This is a genomic window from Erythrobacter sp. HA7-11 (assembly GCF_055693605.1).
The window spans coordinates 2598858-2613138 of record NZ_JBVFUF010000002.1 but is presented as its reverse complement, the minus strand read 5'-3'; the positions used below and the strand labels follow the sequence as shown (position 1 = coordinate 2613138).

General features: G+C 56.5%; 15 protein-coding genes and 2 pseudogenes. 8 read left to right on the top strand and 9 right to left on the bottom strand.

Going from position 1 to position 14281, the window contains the following annotated elements:
* Positions 1-68: 68 nt before the first annotated feature.
* On the bottom strand, positions 69-1103 hold the full coding sequence (locus ACZ1GU_RS13365; RefSeq protein ID WP_472648452.1) for a DUF3667 domain-containing protein: 1035 nt from the start codon (positions 1101-1103) through the stop codon (positions 69-71).
* A 200-nt stretch (positions 1104-1303) separates the two neighbouring features.
* The gene (gene rpoZ, locus ACZ1GU_RS13360; protein ID WP_472648451.1) at positions 1304-1651 is read right to left on the bottom strand and encodes a DNA-directed RNA polymerase subunit omega; all 348 of its coding nucleotides are present in this window, start codon (positions 1649-1651) and stop codon (positions 1304-1306) included.
* A 58-nt stretch (positions 1652-1709) separates the two neighbouring features.
* On the opposite strand from rpoZ, the gene ACZ1GU_RS13355 reads away from it, so the two are divergent.
* Positions 1710-2942 (top strand): phospholipase D-like domain-containing protein, encoded by a 1233-nt coding sequence (locus tag ACZ1GU_RS13355; protein ID WP_472648450.1) that lies wholly within the window; start codon positions 1710-1712, stop codon positions 2940-2942.
* Positions 2943-2964: 22 nt separating this feature from the next.
* On the opposite strand, the pseudogene ACZ1GU_RS13350 reads toward ACZ1GU_RS13355, so the two are convergent.
* Positions 2965-4472, bottom strand: a pseudogene (locus ACZ1GU_RS13350) (replicative DNA helicase).
* A 139-nt stretch (positions 4473-4611) separates the two neighbouring features.
* Here ACZ1GU_RS13350 and ACZ1GU_RS13345 point away from each other — a divergent pair.
* From ACZ1GU_RS13345 to ACZ1GU_RS13335, 3 genes are all read left to right on the top strand, one after another.
* Complete coding sequence (locus ACZ1GU_RS13345) at positions 4612-5118, top strand: UPF0262 family protein (RefSeq protein WP_472648449.1); 507 nt, start codon at positions 4612-4614, stop codon at positions 5116-5118.
* Between the two features lie 84 nt (positions 5119-5202).
* Positions 5203-5889, top strand: coding sequence for a glycoside hydrolase family 25 protein (locus tag ACZ1GU_RS13340; protein ID WP_472648448.1), 687 nt, complete (start codon positions 5203-5205; stop codon positions 5887-5889).
* On the top strand, positions 5868-6302 hold the full coding sequence (locus ACZ1GU_RS13335) for a cytidine deaminase (RefSeq protein WP_472648447.1): 435 nt from the start codon (positions 5868-5870) through the stop codon (positions 6300-6302). Before ACZ1GU_RS13340 ends, ACZ1GU_RS13335 begins: the two co-directional genes overlap by 22 nt.
* Here the strand turns inward: ACZ1GU_RS13335 and ACZ1GU_RS13330 are convergent.
* Positions 6299-7438 (bottom strand): M14 family metallopeptidase, encoded by a 1140-nt coding sequence (locus ACZ1GU_RS13330; protein WP_472648446.1) that lies wholly within the window; start codon positions 7436-7438, stop codon positions 6299-6301. The genes ACZ1GU_RS13335 and ACZ1GU_RS13330 overlap by 4 nt on opposite strands.
* A gap of 8 nt (positions 7439-7446) precedes the next feature.
* Positions 7447-8103: a DUF4136 domain-containing protein gene (locus ACZ1GU_RS13325; protein WP_472648445.1), complete on the bottom strand. Its 657-nt coding sequence runs from the start codon at positions 8101-8103 to the stop codon at positions 7447-7449.
* A gap of 149 nt (positions 8104-8252) precedes the next feature.
* Here ACZ1GU_RS13325 and galE point away from each other — a divergent pair, with 149 nt between their 5' ends.
* The 3 genes from galE to ACZ1GU_RS13310 all read left to right on the top strand — a co-directional run bounded on the left by galE (position 8253) and on the right by ACZ1GU_RS13310 (position 10166).
* A complete protein-coding gene (gene galE / locus ACZ1GU_RS13320) occupies positions 8253-9266 on the top strand; it encodes a UDP-glucose 4-epimerase GalE (RefSeq protein ID WP_472648444.1) in 1014 nt (337 codons plus the stop codon).
* An 89-nt stretch (positions 9267-9355) separates the two neighbouring features.
* On the top strand, positions 9356-9481 hold the full coding sequence (gene ykgO / locus ACZ1GU_RS13315; protein WP_007165381.1) for a type B 50S ribosomal protein L36: 126 nt from the start codon (positions 9356-9358) through the stop codon (positions 9479-9481).
* A gap of 103 nt (positions 9482-9584) precedes the next feature.
* Entirely contained in the window at positions 9585-10166 is a 582-nt protein-coding gene (locus ACZ1GU_RS13310) for an HAD family hydrolase (RefSeq protein WP_472648443.1), read from the top strand.
* A 128-nt stretch (positions 10167-10294) separates the two neighbouring features.
* Here the strand turns inward: ACZ1GU_RS13310 and ACZ1GU_RS13305 are convergent, their stop codons facing one another.
* Entirely contained in the window at positions 10295-10630 is a 336-nt protein-coding gene (locus tag ACZ1GU_RS13305) for a DUF8200 family protein (RefSeq protein WP_472648442.1), read from the bottom strand.
* 167 nt (positions 10631-10797) lie between these two features.
* Between ACZ1GU_RS13305 and ACZ1GU_RS13300 the strand changes: the two genes are divergently transcribed.
* Complete coding sequence (locus tag ACZ1GU_RS13300) at positions 10798-11346, top strand: winged helix-turn-helix transcriptional regulator (protein ID WP_472648441.1); 549 nt, start codon at positions 10798-10800, stop codon at positions 11344-11346.
* Positions 11347-11354: 8 nt separating this feature from the next.
* Here the strand turns inward: ACZ1GU_RS13300 and ACZ1GU_RS13295 are convergent, their stop codons facing one another.
* From ACZ1GU_RS13295 to ACZ1GU_RS13285, 3 genes and pseudogenes are all read right to left on the bottom strand, one after another.
* Entirely contained in the window at positions 11355-11792 is a 438-nt protein-coding gene (locus tag ACZ1GU_RS13295) for a GtrA family protein (protein WP_472648440.1), read from the bottom strand.
* Between the two features lie 27 nt (positions 11793-11819).
* Positions 11820-12509: a ferritin-like domain-containing protein gene (locus ACZ1GU_RS13290; RefSeq protein ID WP_472648439.1), complete on the bottom strand. Its 690-nt coding sequence runs from the start codon at positions 12507-12509 to the stop codon at positions 11820-11822.
* A gap of 205 nt (positions 12510-12714) precedes the next feature.
* Positions 12715-14212 (bottom strand): annotated as a pseudogene (locus tag ACZ1GU_RS13285) (YifB family Mg chelatase-like AAA ATPase).
* Between the last annotated feature and the right edge of the window lie 69 nt (positions 14213-14281).

The following is a 14281-nucleotide window of genomic DNA, read 5'->3' as shown; positions in this document are numbered from 1 at the left end:
GCTTCCTGAGAGCAGTAAAAGCGCTTGAGGGCGGTCTTGGTAGCAAGGCCGCCCTTCCTCATTCGGGCCTAGAAAGCTCCGAGCGCCAGAAGCGCCTGCAGAAACAACGCCACTGCGATCCAGATGAAGATGCTGAGCATAACGAGCCTCCAGAAGGCACCGAAGCGACCTAGCGTGTAGGAGTACCGGAGCTGCTTGTAGAGATGGATCGGTGGGATTAGCGCCGTGCTTAACACGACGATGGGTAGCGGCGCACCGACCGTTATCAGCAGCGAGGCAGTGATAAATAGGATCGTCATGAAACTCAGTGAATAGGTGACGAAAATCGCGTGATCATAGGCTTTGAATCGACGTTTCCACGCGAAGAGGATCCATACGAATGGGATCGAGATCGGGATTAGTAGCCAGCTAAATTTATAGGCGTTAGTCTGCAGCTTATAGAGCATGAGGCTGGGATTTTCCTGCCACTTCTTCACCAAGCCCTCATCAATGGCCTTAATTCCCGTGAGATTAATCTCAGCATTCTCACCCAAATCAACTGCACGCACTTCATTCATGGCGCTGATGGCCCCGCGCGCTGCCTCGATGTCTTCGGTAGCTTGCTCGAACTCTGCTGAACCTTCATCGGCATTCGCCAACCGTTCAGTCGCATTGTCGAGCTCAGCTTGAGCATCCGCTTCAATCGCCTCGCTGAATCCGTTGTTGTTCAGGTCGGTTGGCGTCGTGACGCCGAGCATCTGGAAAACGGCAAACATTAGGAAAACGCTGAAAAGGAACATCGCCATAGGGCTGACGAACTTCGCTCGTTCCCCGTCGATATAACGCCTGGTGAGCGCACCAGGTTTTGCGATCAGCATAGGCAAGGTGCGCCACAGCTTGCCATCGAGGTGCAACACACCGTGCATGATGTCGTGGCCGATCGCTGCCAAGCTGCGATGGATGTGTGTCTTCTGTCCGCATCGATGGCAATGCGAACCGATCGTTTCGGTGCCACAATTCTGGCATTGGCCTTGGCCAGCGGGATCACATCCTTGGGAAGGCGCTACGCCATGTTTGGGTTCAACAGCTTTGCCAGCCAGCGCGCCTTCGATGGCTGCCCCCACGCCTTCCGAGATGTCGCTCATGAGCTCCTCATCAAATCTGCTGAGCTTATAGGCAGGTTGGACGCGGTTGCGGAAGCGCCCGCAAAGTCGCTGTGCTCAGCAAACTGATAAGCACGACGCAGGCGCTCACTTCACCTGGGAGCATAAAAAAAGGCCGCCATTCTGGCAGCCTTTCTTTGAGGTCATGTCGAGCTGAGCGATCAGCCAGCGTCGTAATCCGAACCGATTGAGGTCGAGCGTGTCGGTGCCGATGCAGTGATCCGCAGCGCCTCAGCAGATTGGCTCAAAGAACCGATTTCATCGGCATCATCCTCGTCATCGGGGAGGATCTTCTGAAGACCTGTCACGAGTGATTCGTGCAGTTCTTTCGGCTTGATGGTCTGTTCAGCCACCTCGCGCAGCGCCACCACAGGATTCTTGTCGCGATCGCGATCAACGGTCAGCTCTGCGCCGCCGGAAATCTCGCGCGCGCGCTGTGCAGCGAGCAATACGAGATCGAAGCGGTTTGGAACCTTATCGACGCAATCTTCAACGGTAACGCGTGCCATTCTGGCCTCACAAGTCTGAAATTTCGGAAGAAGCGACGCAGGTAGGGATGCTGCAACGATGAGTCAAGAAATTGCAACGGGCTGCACAAGTGGGCATGGAGCAATCGTGCCTGACGCTCCTGCCCCCAATCCTGCTGAAACCTCGACCAGCGACTATTGCGATTCGCATAGTTTCCAAGTGGATGCTCAGGGGCACGCATTTACATTTTATCCCGGTGGTTCGGATCGCCTTGCCGCATTGATCGACCATATTGCTGAGGCGACAGAATCTCTCGATATCTTCTACTACATGTTCCAGCACGACGGATCGGGGCAGCAGGTTCTCGATGCTCTTGTTAAGGCCGTCGATCGAGGCGTGCGAGTGCATCTTGTCATCGACGCCTTCGGGAGTGATGCACCGGACCACTTTTTCGATCCACTTATTGGAGCCGGCGGCACCTTCGAGGTTTTTTCGCCGCGCTTCGGCAGGGGGTACCTGATCCGCAATCATCAAAAGTTTGCCATCGCAGATGGCAAGCGCGTGATGACGGGCGGCTCAAACGTGTCGGACCACTATTTCGCGCCGCCAGAAAAGAACGGTTGGTGCGATCTGGCGGTCGCGATCGAGGGACCGGTGGTCAATCGGTTCACGGAATGGTTCGGTATTCTGTGCGACTGGGTGAGCAATGGCGGATCGCAATTGCGCGCCATCCGCCGCATGGTCCGCGATTGGGATCCCGGCGACGGTCCGGTGCAGCTTACTTTGGGTGGGCCAGTCGTCAGGGCGCCCAAATGGGCGTTCAAATTCAAGCGCGATATGGCTAAGGCGACGCGGCTTGACTTGGTAACCGCCTATTTTACGCCGCAACGCAGCATTCGCCGGCAGATCGCGCAGATCGCGCGCCGTGGCAAAGTCCGGATGGTTCTTGCTGGCAAGTCTGACATTGACGCGAGCATTGAGGCTGCTCGACTACTCTACAAATTGCCTTTGCGCGCTGGCGCGAAAATCTTCGAGTTTCAGCCGTGTAAGCTCCACATGAAACTGATCATTGTCGATGCGATCAGCTATTTCGGCAGCGCGAATATGGATCGCCGGTCTTTGCGCATCAATCTTGAGCTGATGGTGCGTGTCGAGGACGAGGAGCTTGCCGCGCGACTTCGAGAATTCGTTGACCATTTGGAAGGCGCTAGCACTGAGGTTTCCGAGGAATGGTACCGCGAAAACGCCGGGCTCTGGAGACGGATCGTGTGGCGCGCCTCTCTCTGGCTGGGCCTTACCGATGCGTGGCTTGCCAGGCGCCTTAATCCGTGAAGCGCGCACAAGGCCTGCACCTTTATTCGAATCCGTAATCCGAATAATCTTTGAGATTTGGCGAAGAGAACTTGGTGAACTCGCTCTGGAAGTGAAGCGGGACCATGCCAGTCGAGCCGTGGCGCTGCTTTGCGACGTTCACGGCCGCCTTGTTCTTGACCTGCTCGAAAGCCTCCTCCCAAGCGCGGTATTTCTCGACCGCTTCCGGAGTGCTCGCCTCGGTCGGGAAATCCGGCCTTGTCGCTTCAAGATAATAGTCGTCACGATAGACGAACCACACCATGTCGGCGTCTTGCTCGATCGACCCGGATTCGCGCAGGTCTGACAGCATCGGGCGTTTGTCTTCGCGTTGCTCGACAGCACGACTAAGCTGCGAGAGGGCGATCACCGGAACGCTGAGTTCCTTTGCTAGTGTCTTCAAACCGCGGCTGATTTCGGAGATTTCATTGACGCGGTTGTCGTTTGCGCGACCCGAACCTTGCAGCAATTGCAGATAGTCGACCACGATTAGGCCAATGTCATGCCGCCGCTTCATCCTTCGCGCACGCGTACGCAGCGCCCCGATGGTCAGAGCAGGTGTGTCGTCGATATAGAGTGGCAGTTCAGCCAGCCTCTGGCTCGCAAACGAAAGCTTCTGAAAATCTTCACGGCTTAGCTTACCGCTACGAAGCGCTTCAGAACTGATCTCTGCCTGCTCCGCCAGAATACGGGTTGCAAGCTGGTCTGCGCTCATCTCCAGACTGAAGAAGGCGGCTGGCGCACCATAGTTGAATTCGCCTCCATCACGTTCCCAATTCAGATGCGCTTCGGCACAATTGAACGCGATGTTGGTCGCGAGCGATGTCTTGCCCATGCCGGGGCGTCCGGCAAGGATGATCAGGTCCGATGCGTGCAGGCCCGATGTTTTTCGGTCGATCGAATCCAGACCCGTCGTCTTTCCCGACAGCCCGCCGCCGGAATTCATCGCGGCCTCAGCCATTTTGATGGCGGTTAAGGCAGCATCACGGAAGGATGAGGCTTCGCTGCCGGTCGCAGCACCCTCGGCGACCTTGAACAAGTCCGCTTCGGCCTGCGAAATCCGGTCCATCGGATCGACTTCTTCGCTGGTATCGAGTGCCCCTTCAACCAGTCCGCGTCCAACGCTCACCAATTCGCGCAACAGGGCCAAGTCATAAATTTGCTGCGCCAACTCTCGGGGGCGAGCAAGCCAGCTCCGTTTGCAGTCAGTTGTGCAAGGTAGCTGGTGCCGCCGAGCTCCTTCAACGCTTCATCGCCCTCGAAATAGGGGCGCAGAGTCACCGGGCTGGCTGTCGCATTGCGCTCAATCAGCGTCAGGATCCGCGCGTAAATGCGTTCGTGGAGTGGCTCAAAGAAATGGTCGGGCCGGATCGGCGTCTGCAGTTCCTCAATGACCCGATTGTCGATCAACACTGCACCCAAAAAGGCTGCCTCCGCTTCGAGATTCGAGGGAAGTTTGCGCCCAGATTCGGCTTGTGAATCGGCTGGTAGAAGAAATTCGGGTTCGGCCATGCGGGCCTATCTCTGCCTTCACGCCCTCACACGCAAGTGCAAATGGCGGCAATTTCGCCTCACATGACTGTGGATAGCGGGGATGGTTTCGCGAAGTGCTTGAACAGCCCCGCTGCAATCTGCGAAGGCGCTTTCCACGATGGTCAATCAATCGCCCGAATCCAATGCAAGCTATCGCATCGCGCACGTTGCGCTCGATGAGGAGACGATCCTCTGGCGAAATGCCGATGTCGAGCAAGAGCGGCGCGTGGCGATCTACGACTTGATCGAAGAAAACACTTTCAAGCCGGTGCGGAGCACTGAGCGCGGCGCTGATGGTCCGTTCCATTTGAAGCTGTCTGTTCGCGATGGTCGCCTAGTCATGGATGTGAGCGACACGGACGATAGCCTGCTCGAAAGTCTGGTGATCGGACTTGCGCGTTTCCGCCGGCCAATCCGCGAATATTTTGCGATCTGCGACAGCTATTACCAGGCCATCCGAAAGGCGACCCCATCGGAGATCGAAACAATCGACATGGCTCGCAGGGGCATTCACAACAATGCGGCTGAACTTTTGATGGAGCGCCTTGAGGGCAAGGTTGAGACCGATTTTGCCACTTCTCGCCGCCTGTTCACTCTGATCTGCGTCCTGCACATCAAGGGCTGAAAAGAGACCAGCGGGAAAATGGCAAAAAAGGCAATTCGATCAAGAAATACGAGAAGCGACGCACGCCGTAAAAAGCAGCCACCTTTGGCGCGGCGCCTCGCGCTCTACACTTTGGCGACGATAGTGTTTGCAACCATTCTTTATGCCTCATGGTTGTGGTGGGACATGCGCAGTTGGCGACCCGACGAAGCATCGTACCCAGAGCAGGGGGCGGTCATCCGTTCCGGACCAGAGCAAGTGCGTTTTTCGGCACTTAGCGCGATCGGTGCGAAGTTTGTGTACCTCCGCCTAGAAGACAGTTCTCGCGCTGAAGAAGACGATTTCGCCTCCCGTATTGAGCGTGCGTCAGGCACGCAGCTAAAGATCGGCGTTCTCCTGCCATTCAATCCTTGCCTCCCTGCCGATCCGCAAAGCACTTATTTCACGCAGATGGTGGCGCGGAATGCTGATCTCCTTCCCCCGGCGATTGAATTGAACCTTGCCGAAGCAGAGTGCGCTTCAAAGGTAAGTGATGCCGCTATCGAGAGTGAGGTCATGACGCTCATCAATCAGGTGGAATTGCACGCAGGCAAGCCGGTCGTCCTTAAAGTCAGTCGTGATTTTGAGGAACGGTACAAAATCGCTAACACCGTCGAGCGTGATCTTTGGCTTGAGCGTGATAGGGCTAAACCGAATTATGCCGGGCGCCCTTGGCTATTGTGGAGTGCGAACAGCCAATTGATTTCTGAGGCGGCAGAGGAGCCAATCGAATGGGTGGTGATACAGAAATAGACGAACAGGTTCTGATCTCCGCAGCACGCGAGGCTTCGGCTCAGTCCTATTCGCCTTACTCGAAGTATCCTGTTGGTTCGGCGTTGCTTTTCGATGACGGAAGAATGGTCACTGGCACGAATATCGAGAATGCTAGCTATGGGCTTTCGCTCTGCGCCGAAACGATTGCCGTATCGAAGGCTATGGCTGAAGGTGTGCGCGGAGGTCTGGTCGCTGTCGCGGTGACTGGTCCTGACGATAAAGGCGATGGAGCGCCGATCACTCCGTGCGGGCGATGCCGCCAAGTGCTCAATGAACTAGCGCAATTGGGTGGCACTGATCCAGCCATCTATTGCGTTGGTAACGACGAGGTCCGCACGGTCCGTCTTTCCCAATTGCTGCCTCACGCGTTCGGGCCGGCCCACCTCGACTAGGTGGCTTCGGTCTCGATCCACTCCAGCAAAGCTGCGAGGCAATCGCGCGCGAGCAATTTGCATCGCTCAGGCGACCAACCCTGCTCGGGCTCGGGCGCATCGGCCAGATCCTTATATGGCATCTCGAGCGTCATTGCCGTGCAGCCATATCGATGTGCGACCTGATTTGTGCTGATCGATAGATTTGCCTTGCCCGCCGGCGCCTTGGGATAGCCCAGCTTGGTCTGGAAGTCGGGCGTTCGGCGGTCGAGTATGCGCTCGTAACGATAGAAGCTCTCTCCCAATTCGTCGGTCCAGCTGGGGATCCCCTCAAAGCCAGCGAGGAATACCGCCGGAATGGCCTCGTCACCGTGCACATCCATTGCGAAATTCACGCCGGTCTTGTCCATGTAATCGCGGATTGCGAGAACTTCCGGTGACTTCTCGGCGCTGGGATCTGCCCACTCACGATTTAGGTTGGTGCCAACAGCATTGGTGCGCAGATGTCCGCGGCGCGAGCCATCAGGATTGCAGTTAGGGACAATATGGAAGCGGCATTTTTGAAGAAGGGCACGCGCAACCGGATCGGTCGGATCAGTCAAGCACTCCAACGCGCCTTCCATCCACCATTCAGCCTGGGTTTCTCCAGGGTGTTGCCGGGCATAGAGCCAGACCGAACGTTCACCTTCGCCCATTTCAAGGCAATCGATCGGCTGGCCGTCCAACGTTTGCCCTAAGCGCAGCAATTCTACGCCCTCACATGACGCTGCCTCCGCGACGAGATCGTGATGGCGCTCCATCGAATAGGGGGCAAAGTAGGCGAACCAGGCGGTGTTGCCAGACGGAGCGTAATTGATGGTCAACGTGCCGTTCGCTTTATCTTTATCGAAGCTGCTTTCAGCACGGCCCCAGAACTCCCTGTCTTCTGAGACACACGCATCATAATCGGGCCAGCCGCCAGGATATGCGCTTCCATTCAGTCCGGTGATTTTGAGGGTAAGCTTGACGCCTGCTTCACAGGTAACGCGGAAATGGAACCACTGCGCGAATTCTGACATGTGATCGCGCGGAATGGCCAGCTCTGCCGTCTGGCCGCTGATCGACAGGACTTCGATATTGCCACTGTCAAACGCGGCATCAATTGCAATGTCAGGCACTTTAGTTGTTACTCGCTTGGCTGGAGATTTTCGATTTCGACCGTGGTCGTATCGCCATTGCCGCCTGGAAAGTCGCGGAACAAGGCTTTTGCCAAAAGTGGTGCCACAACTGACGCGCTGTCCTCGGTCGTTTCCTTAGTCACTTCAAGCTGAGCACGTCCTTCCCACAGGTTCGTAGCCGCGCTTCCATCAGTGGTGACCGGCTTGAGCACAACTGACATCTGCCGGGCGACACGTGCTTTCGCACCGCCGCCAAGATTGATGCCTAGGCCAAGACCGACCCCTGATCCGAACGAGCCGGTCCGCCCGCCAACACCGACGCTTACCGGGCTGCGCCCAGCGCGCTCGCCGCGGGTCTCAAAGGTTTCGACGGCAATCTGTGCGATTGCGTCCGCCTCCGTTCGCGGTCCTTCGCGATAGCCGAGAGAAGCCAATTCAGCTGCAATTGCTGACTTGTATGGGGCCAATTCTAGCGATTGGTCCTCAAGCCCGGGAGCGCTTTCGATAAAAACAACGCCCTGGCCAATCTCAGAGATGCTTGATGCATCATGAAACCGGGTCACCGAGATTGGGCTGGGCGGTGCGGTGGTCGCGCAAGCACTGAGCCCTGCCAATGCGGTCAATGCTGCGACCTTCGCATACCTCTGCATCATTCTCGGTTTCATGTTCGCGTCCTCTCGTGGCGGCCCTAGCTGCTAAAATCCTGCCAAAACCTTATCTATGTATTTGAACCCTTTTGCTGGATTGTGCAAAGAGCGGCGCAAAGACGCAACATCAGCCGCGTAAAGGCGGCCAGACGATCTAGGCGATAGACATGATCTCCAAATCGAAAGTGCCCGTCCTTGTAACAGGCGGTGCAGGCTATATTGGCAGCCACGCTGTTCTCGCGCTGAAAGATGCAGGCTGGCCGGTCGCAGTCATCGATAATCTCACCACCGGGTTTCGTTTTGCCGTTCCTGAAGGTGTCGCTCTATATGAAGGCGACATCGAAGACAGTAACTTGCTTGCTCGCATCTTCGCAGAGCAGGGCACCCGAGCCATCATGCATTTCGCAGGCTCGATCATTGTGCCCGAAAGCGTCGAGAACCCGCTCAAATATTACCACAACAACACGGCGAAAAGCCGGGCGCTGATCGATGCCGCGACCAAGGCAGGGGTCAAACATTTCATCTTTTCTTCGACGGCGGCTACCTATGGTATCCCCGAGGAGTCGCCCGTCAGTGAAGATACACCGCAGGCTCCGATCAATCCTTATGGCTGGTCCAAGCTGATGACCGAGCAAATGCTCGGCGATGTTTCGCGCGCGCACGACCTCAATTTTTGTGCATTGCGCTATTTCAATGTGGCCGGGGCCGATCCGGAAGCCAGAAGCGGACAATCGACAGCAGGGGCAACGCATCTGATCAAAGTCGCGGTCGAAGCGGCTTTGGGCAAGCGCGCCTCGGTAAGTGTATTCGGAACCGACTATGACACTCCCGATGGTACCGGGGTGCGCGACTATATTCACGTAAGCGACTTGGCTGCGGCACATGTTCTCGCATTAGAAGCGCTTATGGACCAGCCAGAGCGATCTTTGACGATGAATTGCGGCTATGGTCGCGGTTTTTCTGTGATGGAAGTCTTGGATGCTGTTGACCGGGCGACCAACCAGAAGATTGAGCGGGTCATTGAGGGGCGCCGCGCCGGTGATCCAGATTCTTTGGTCTCCGATCCGGCGCGGATCCGGGCAACATTGCCGTGGCAGCCGCAGCATGCCGACCTCGATACAATCATCGCGCACGCTTTGGCGTGGGAGCGTAAACTCACGGAAATCCGCGAGAACAGTTGACGAATCGCGTTTTGGCGCTTAGGCGCGGCGGCAGAATTTCCGGCATCGGAGACTGCCTCCGGTGCCTGTTTTATTATCAGGAACGAACAATGAAAATCCGCAACAGCCTTAAGTCGCTGAAAAACCGTCACCGCGACTGCCGCGTTATTCGTCGTCGCGGACGCACATATGTTATCAACAAGACCAACCGTCGCTTTAAAGCGCGTCAGGGCTAACCAGCCTTTTCGATTGCGTATTGCCTGATCAGGCAATTGCGCGAACGCACCGGCCCGCCTCCGCACAGGAGAGCGGGCCGTTGGTGTTTTGGGAGACCATATTGTGAGTGTTGCTGCCAAAGCCGTGGTTTTCGACGTGGGTCGGGTGCTGTTCGATTGGCGGCTCAGCGCATTATTTGAAAAGCTGATCGAAGATGAGCAGGAACGCGAGTGGTTCTTAGCTAACGTCGTTACCGAAGAATGGCATTTCCAGCATGATCGCGGGCGGCCTCTCGCCGAGATGCTCCCCGAACGGATTGCCGAATTTCCGGATCACGAAGCGCTTATCCGCGCGTATGCCGAGAGGTTCAACGAAACAATACCGGGGCCAGTGCCGGGTACGCACGCTTTGGTGAAGCAACTGCATGAAGAAGGCGTTCCGCTTTTCTGCCTGACCAACTTTGGCCATGAATTCTGGGCCGGGTTCAGACCGAATCAGCTGATTTTCGATCTTTTCGATGACATCATAGTGTCGGGTACAGAGCAGGTCGCCAAGCCCGATCCGCGGATCTATGAAATCACGGAACAGCGCAGTGGTTTCGCACCCGATCAGGTGTTTTTCACGGACGACAATGCCGCCAATATTGCCGCTGCTCAAATACGGGGTTGGAGTGCGCATCTCTTCACGGATGCGGTACGCGCTTGAACGGCAATTGATGTCTGCTGGTTTTCTCTCACGCTAACAAAAAACCCCTGGCGCGAATTGGGGAAAGCGCCAGGGGTCATGTTCTTCGTCCGAGTTGGAGAGCTTCGGACGAGAGGAGAGGGTGGGAGTTACTTGCCGTTGCACTTGGCCAGCTTGTCGTCTGCCAACTCTTCGCCTTTCGCAGTGAAGGTCACAACTTCACCGAACTCGCGCGACAGGCCGCGACAGATGCGCAAGGGGCGTGAATTGCCTTTGTTCGCAACACAGGTCGTGCCCTTGCATGACCATGCCACGCCAGATGCGACGGCGCGATCGTCTTCAGCAGGTTGAGCGAGGGTGGCAGTGTAGTAAGCGCCACTTTTCGCAGACACAGGCGCGGTCGCTACGCCAAAAGTGAGGCCAGTGTACGCAATCGCCAAGGCGAAAATCGACAGGCGGCTGGCGCGGGGAAGGGAGAGGGTCATCGCTTCGGTCCTTTTCAGATATTCAACATCTGCTACTAGGTCTCTAATCAAAACTAGTTGCGAATCACTACCTATGATAATAAGTTTTTAGTTGCAACTAAAAACTGAAATCTTTTTGAGCTTTGTGAAAAACGCGCTAAAAAGGGTTTCACGAGAGGGACTGAAATATGGGCGACATTCGCGAGCCATTGAGAGAATTGACCGAATGCGGGTTGCCGCAGGCGCTGGAAGTCATGGGCGAACGGTGGTCGTTCATGATCCTTCGGGCGAGCTTCAACGGCCTGCATCATTTTGAGGAATTTCTCAGCGAGCTTGGGATCGCGCGCAATATCCTCTCAAACCGTCTCGCCAAGCTGGTTGAGCATGGCATCTTGAAGCGCGAACCGTGCGCAGATGATCGTCGCAAGATTGAGTATCGTTTGACTGCGAAGGGCTTCGATCTGCTGCCCGCGATGCTCGCTTTGCGTCAGTGGGGACAGAAATACGGCGTTGAGGTCGAAGAGAGCCCGGTGCTTGTCGATGAAAAGGACCGGCTGCCGATCGGCCCCGTCTCGATCCTTTCGCACGACGGGCGAATTCTCACGCATGAGGATCTCTGGCTGGTGGCCCGTGAGAACCTTGGCAAACGCGCCGACGGTACGATCGCAGAACCCAATCCTGCCATGGGTAGCGGTGACGTTGTCGATCTCAACAAGGCCAAACGCGCCGCTGGTTGAGATGAGGTTCAAACGCGGCGGAAATTCCACACCGCGTTGATGACGAACATCGCCAGACCTGCAATGACGGAGACCAAAATTCGCGCGATCAGATAATTAATCGGCGTGTATTCCAGCATGATCGCCATCAACCCCATGGTGATGGCTAGCCCGAACAGTCCGTTCAATACGAAATAGGCATAGCCGCTGACAATCTCGCGATCGGTGCCGCGAAATACCCAACTGCGCGCCAGCACATAGTGCAAGGTGTTGGCAATTATGAAGCCGATACCCGAAGCAATGACTTCATCGAGCCTGCCAAATTCCACCAATGCCCACAGGCATGCGAGGCCGATCAGGAACACGCCGGTGCTGACCACAGTGTTGCGCACCAACATCGCGCCAACTCGCCACTTGAACAGGCGCGCTATCAAGCTCGCCTGCACTGTCGTTGTCTCGTCGCTCATTTCAGAGGCGGGCAAATGCTGAGCCACTTATGCGCGCGATAGACCACGTTTCAGCTGATAGCGATCTGGGTCAATCTCACCATCATCCGCCCAATTGATACGGCGTTCGACCAGCGGATTGAGGAAAAGGATCGGCAATTTCACCACCAGCAGCTCTGAATGGATGAAGCTGTCTACTAATCGCTCCCACCACTTGGGATCACGCTTGGCATTATCTTTGAGCCATCCGTCATAGGGCGCCCAATGGCTTGGCTCATCGCGTTTGATCACCTCAAATATGCGCATAAGCGCGGGATCGGATTTCACAAATCGATTGCCGAGAAGGATCTCGACCTGCTGATAGCCGCGCTGTTCGGTCAGAGAGATGACCCGGCACAGCCGCTCGAACAGGCGATCATCATCGACGATCGCTTGCGTATCGAGGCTGTCGATCTGGGTTCCAAACATGATCTCAATGAAGCGGTCGATATGGCCAAATGTGCGATCAACCGACAGCGGCATTGTGCCGCGCAGTTCGAACCACCGTTTGAACATGACATAGTGCTTGCGCTCATCGGCGCGGTGCTGCTCAACCTTTGCGATGAATTCCGTGTCGTTGGGCGAACGCTGGCGCACGGCCTCCAGCACACGATCGAGCGCTGTGTAACCGCGATGCTCGTTATAAATGTAAATCGACCCCAGCAGGTCGAGATATTTTTCCTGAAGCCAAGTAATCATGCGGGTCTCCTCGGCTGAACGCTTTGATGATCGACCATGCGAAACGGGCGGGCCATCACAAACCTCAGCTATTTTGATGCGCGCGCGCATAGTGTCATCCGCGAACGAAGTCGTTTTAATGACCCTTCAGCTCCGGTATTAGCGCGGTTGTGCGCGAGAATCGAGCGCGTTCATCTCGTCCAGTGCTTCAAGACGCCGAAAAAACTCAAACCCTTGCAGGCTGGTGGCGATAACTTAATCCCTCGGCGATATGTGAACGGCGAACTTTCTGCGAACCATCCAAATCAGCGATCGTTCGCGCAACACGAAGCATTCGAGTGTATCCACGCGCAGACAGTCGCAATTTCTCCGCGGCTCGCATCAAAAGGTCACGCCCCGCATCATCGGGCGCCGCAAAGTGTTCCAGCTTCTCGCCTTCTAGTTCTGCATTGGATCGCACACCGCGTGCCTCTTGCGCACGGCGTGCATCGGCGACCCGTCCCCGCACGGCATTGCTGCTCTCACTGGACGATGCCATCGCCATGTCGACAGCACTTACCGCACCAACTTCGACATGCAGATCGATACGGTCGAGTAATGGTCCGCTGATCCGAGCCTGATATTCGCTGGCGCAGCGCGGTCCTCGCGCACAAACATGGCCTGGTTCTCCGGCGTGGCCGCAGCGGCACGGGTTCATGGCTGCGATCAGTTGAACGCGTGCAGGGAAAGTGACGTGGGCATTTGCCCGCGCGACGTCGACCTTTCCAGTCTCGAGCGGCTGTCTGAGCGAATCCAGCACCGGGCGCTGAAATTCGGGCAGCTCATCGAGGAATAGGACTCCCAGATGTGCGAGGCTGACTTCACCTGGCTTTACCTTCAAGCCGCCACCTGTCAGCGCTGCCATACTCGCTGAATGGTGAGGTGCACGAAACGGTCTTGCCCGGCTGATCCTGCCATTGTCGAGCAGCCCGGCGACAGACTGCACCATGGACACCTCAAGCGCCTCGGACGGTGTGAGCTCTGGAAGAATGCCCGGAAGACACGAGGCGAGCAGGCTTTTGCCTGATCCTGGCGGCCCGACCATCAGCATGTTGTGCCCACCAGCAGCTGCGATTTCGAGCGCGCGCTTGGCTGTTTCCTGCCCCTTCACCTGCTTCAGATCGGCGCTGACATGCATTTCCTCGACTTCTCCCCGTGGAGGTTCGTCGAGTGTTTGCGTGCCCTTGAGATGATTGAGCAGGCTGACCAGGTCGCTTGCGGCCAACACTGGGACACCACTTGCCCATTTGGCCTCAGGACCTTGCTCGGTACGGACAGATTAGACCCACTTCTTGCTCGCTTGCATGCAGAGCGGCCAGCAACGCGCCGGGGGTCGCCACAATGCGCCCATCGAGAGAAAGCTCACCAACAGCCAACCAGTCAACCAATTGTTCGGCATCGGTGACGCCCATGGCCGCCAATAGCGCTAGCGCAATCGGCAGATCATAGTGCGAGCCATCTTTGGGCAAGTCAGCGGGCGAAAGGTTGATGGTGATGCGCTTGGGCGGGAGGGCCAACCCCATAGCAGACAATGCCGCCTGCACTCTTTCCCGGCTTTCGCTCACAGCTTTGTCGGGCAATCCAACGATCGTGAAGCGCGGGAGGCCCGATGCCACCTGACACTGGACCTCCACGCTACGAGCCTCGAGACCCAGATATGCGACAGTTTTTACTAAGGCGACCAAGCCTCTTCCCCCAGCCAAATCGATCATCAAACCAAAGAAGAGGCTAAGGTTAGCAAGATCTTGCGTGCC

Excerpts from the sequence above, each read along its gene's own strand:
- ACZ1GU_RS13305 (WP_472648442.1), bottom strand. The coding sequence starts at position 10,630 with ATGACCCTCTCCCTTCCCCGCGCCAGCCGCCTGTCGATTTTCGCCTTG.
- ACZ1GU_RS13290 (WP_472648439.1), bottom strand. The coding sequence starts at position 12,509 with ATGATTACTTGGCTTCAGGAAAAATATCTCGACCTGCTGGGGTCGATT.
- ACZ1GU_RS13300 (WP_472648441.1), top strand. The coding sequence starts at position 10,798 with ATGGGCGACATTCGCGAGCCATTGAGAGAATTGACCGAATGCGGGTTG.
- ACZ1GU_RS13325 (WP_472648445.1), bottom strand. The coding sequence starts at position 8,103 with ATGAAACCGAGAATGATGCAGAGGTATGCGAAGGTCGCAGCATTGACC.
- ACZ1GU_RS13345 (WP_472648449.1), top strand. The coding sequence starts at position 4,612 with ATGGTCAATCAATCGCCCGAATCCAATGCAAGCTATCGCATCGCGCAC.
- galE (WP_472648444.1), top strand. The coding sequence starts at position 8,253 with ATGATCTCCAAATCGAAAGTGCCCGTCCTTGTAACAGGCGGTGCAGGC.
- ACZ1GU_RS13295 (WP_472648440.1), bottom strand. The coding sequence starts at position 11,792 with ATGAGCGACGAGACAACGACAGTGCAGGCGAGCTTGATAGCGCGCCTG.
- rpoZ (WP_472648451.1), bottom strand. The coding sequence starts at position 1,651 with ATGGCACGCGTTACCGTTGAAGATTGCGTCGATAAGGTTCCAAACCGC.
- ACZ1GU_RS13335 (WP_472648447.1), top strand. The coding sequence starts at position 5,868 with ATGGGTGGTGATACAGAAATAGACGAACAGGTTCTGATCTCCGCAGCA.
- ACZ1GU_RS13355 (WP_472648450.1), top strand. The coding sequence starts at position 1,710 with ATGAGTCAAGAAATTGCAACGGGCTGCACAAGTGGGCATGGAGCAATC.
- ykgO (WP_007165381.1), top strand. The coding sequence starts at position 9,356 with ATGAAAATCCGCAACAGCCTTAAGTCGCTGAAAAACCGTCACCGCGAC.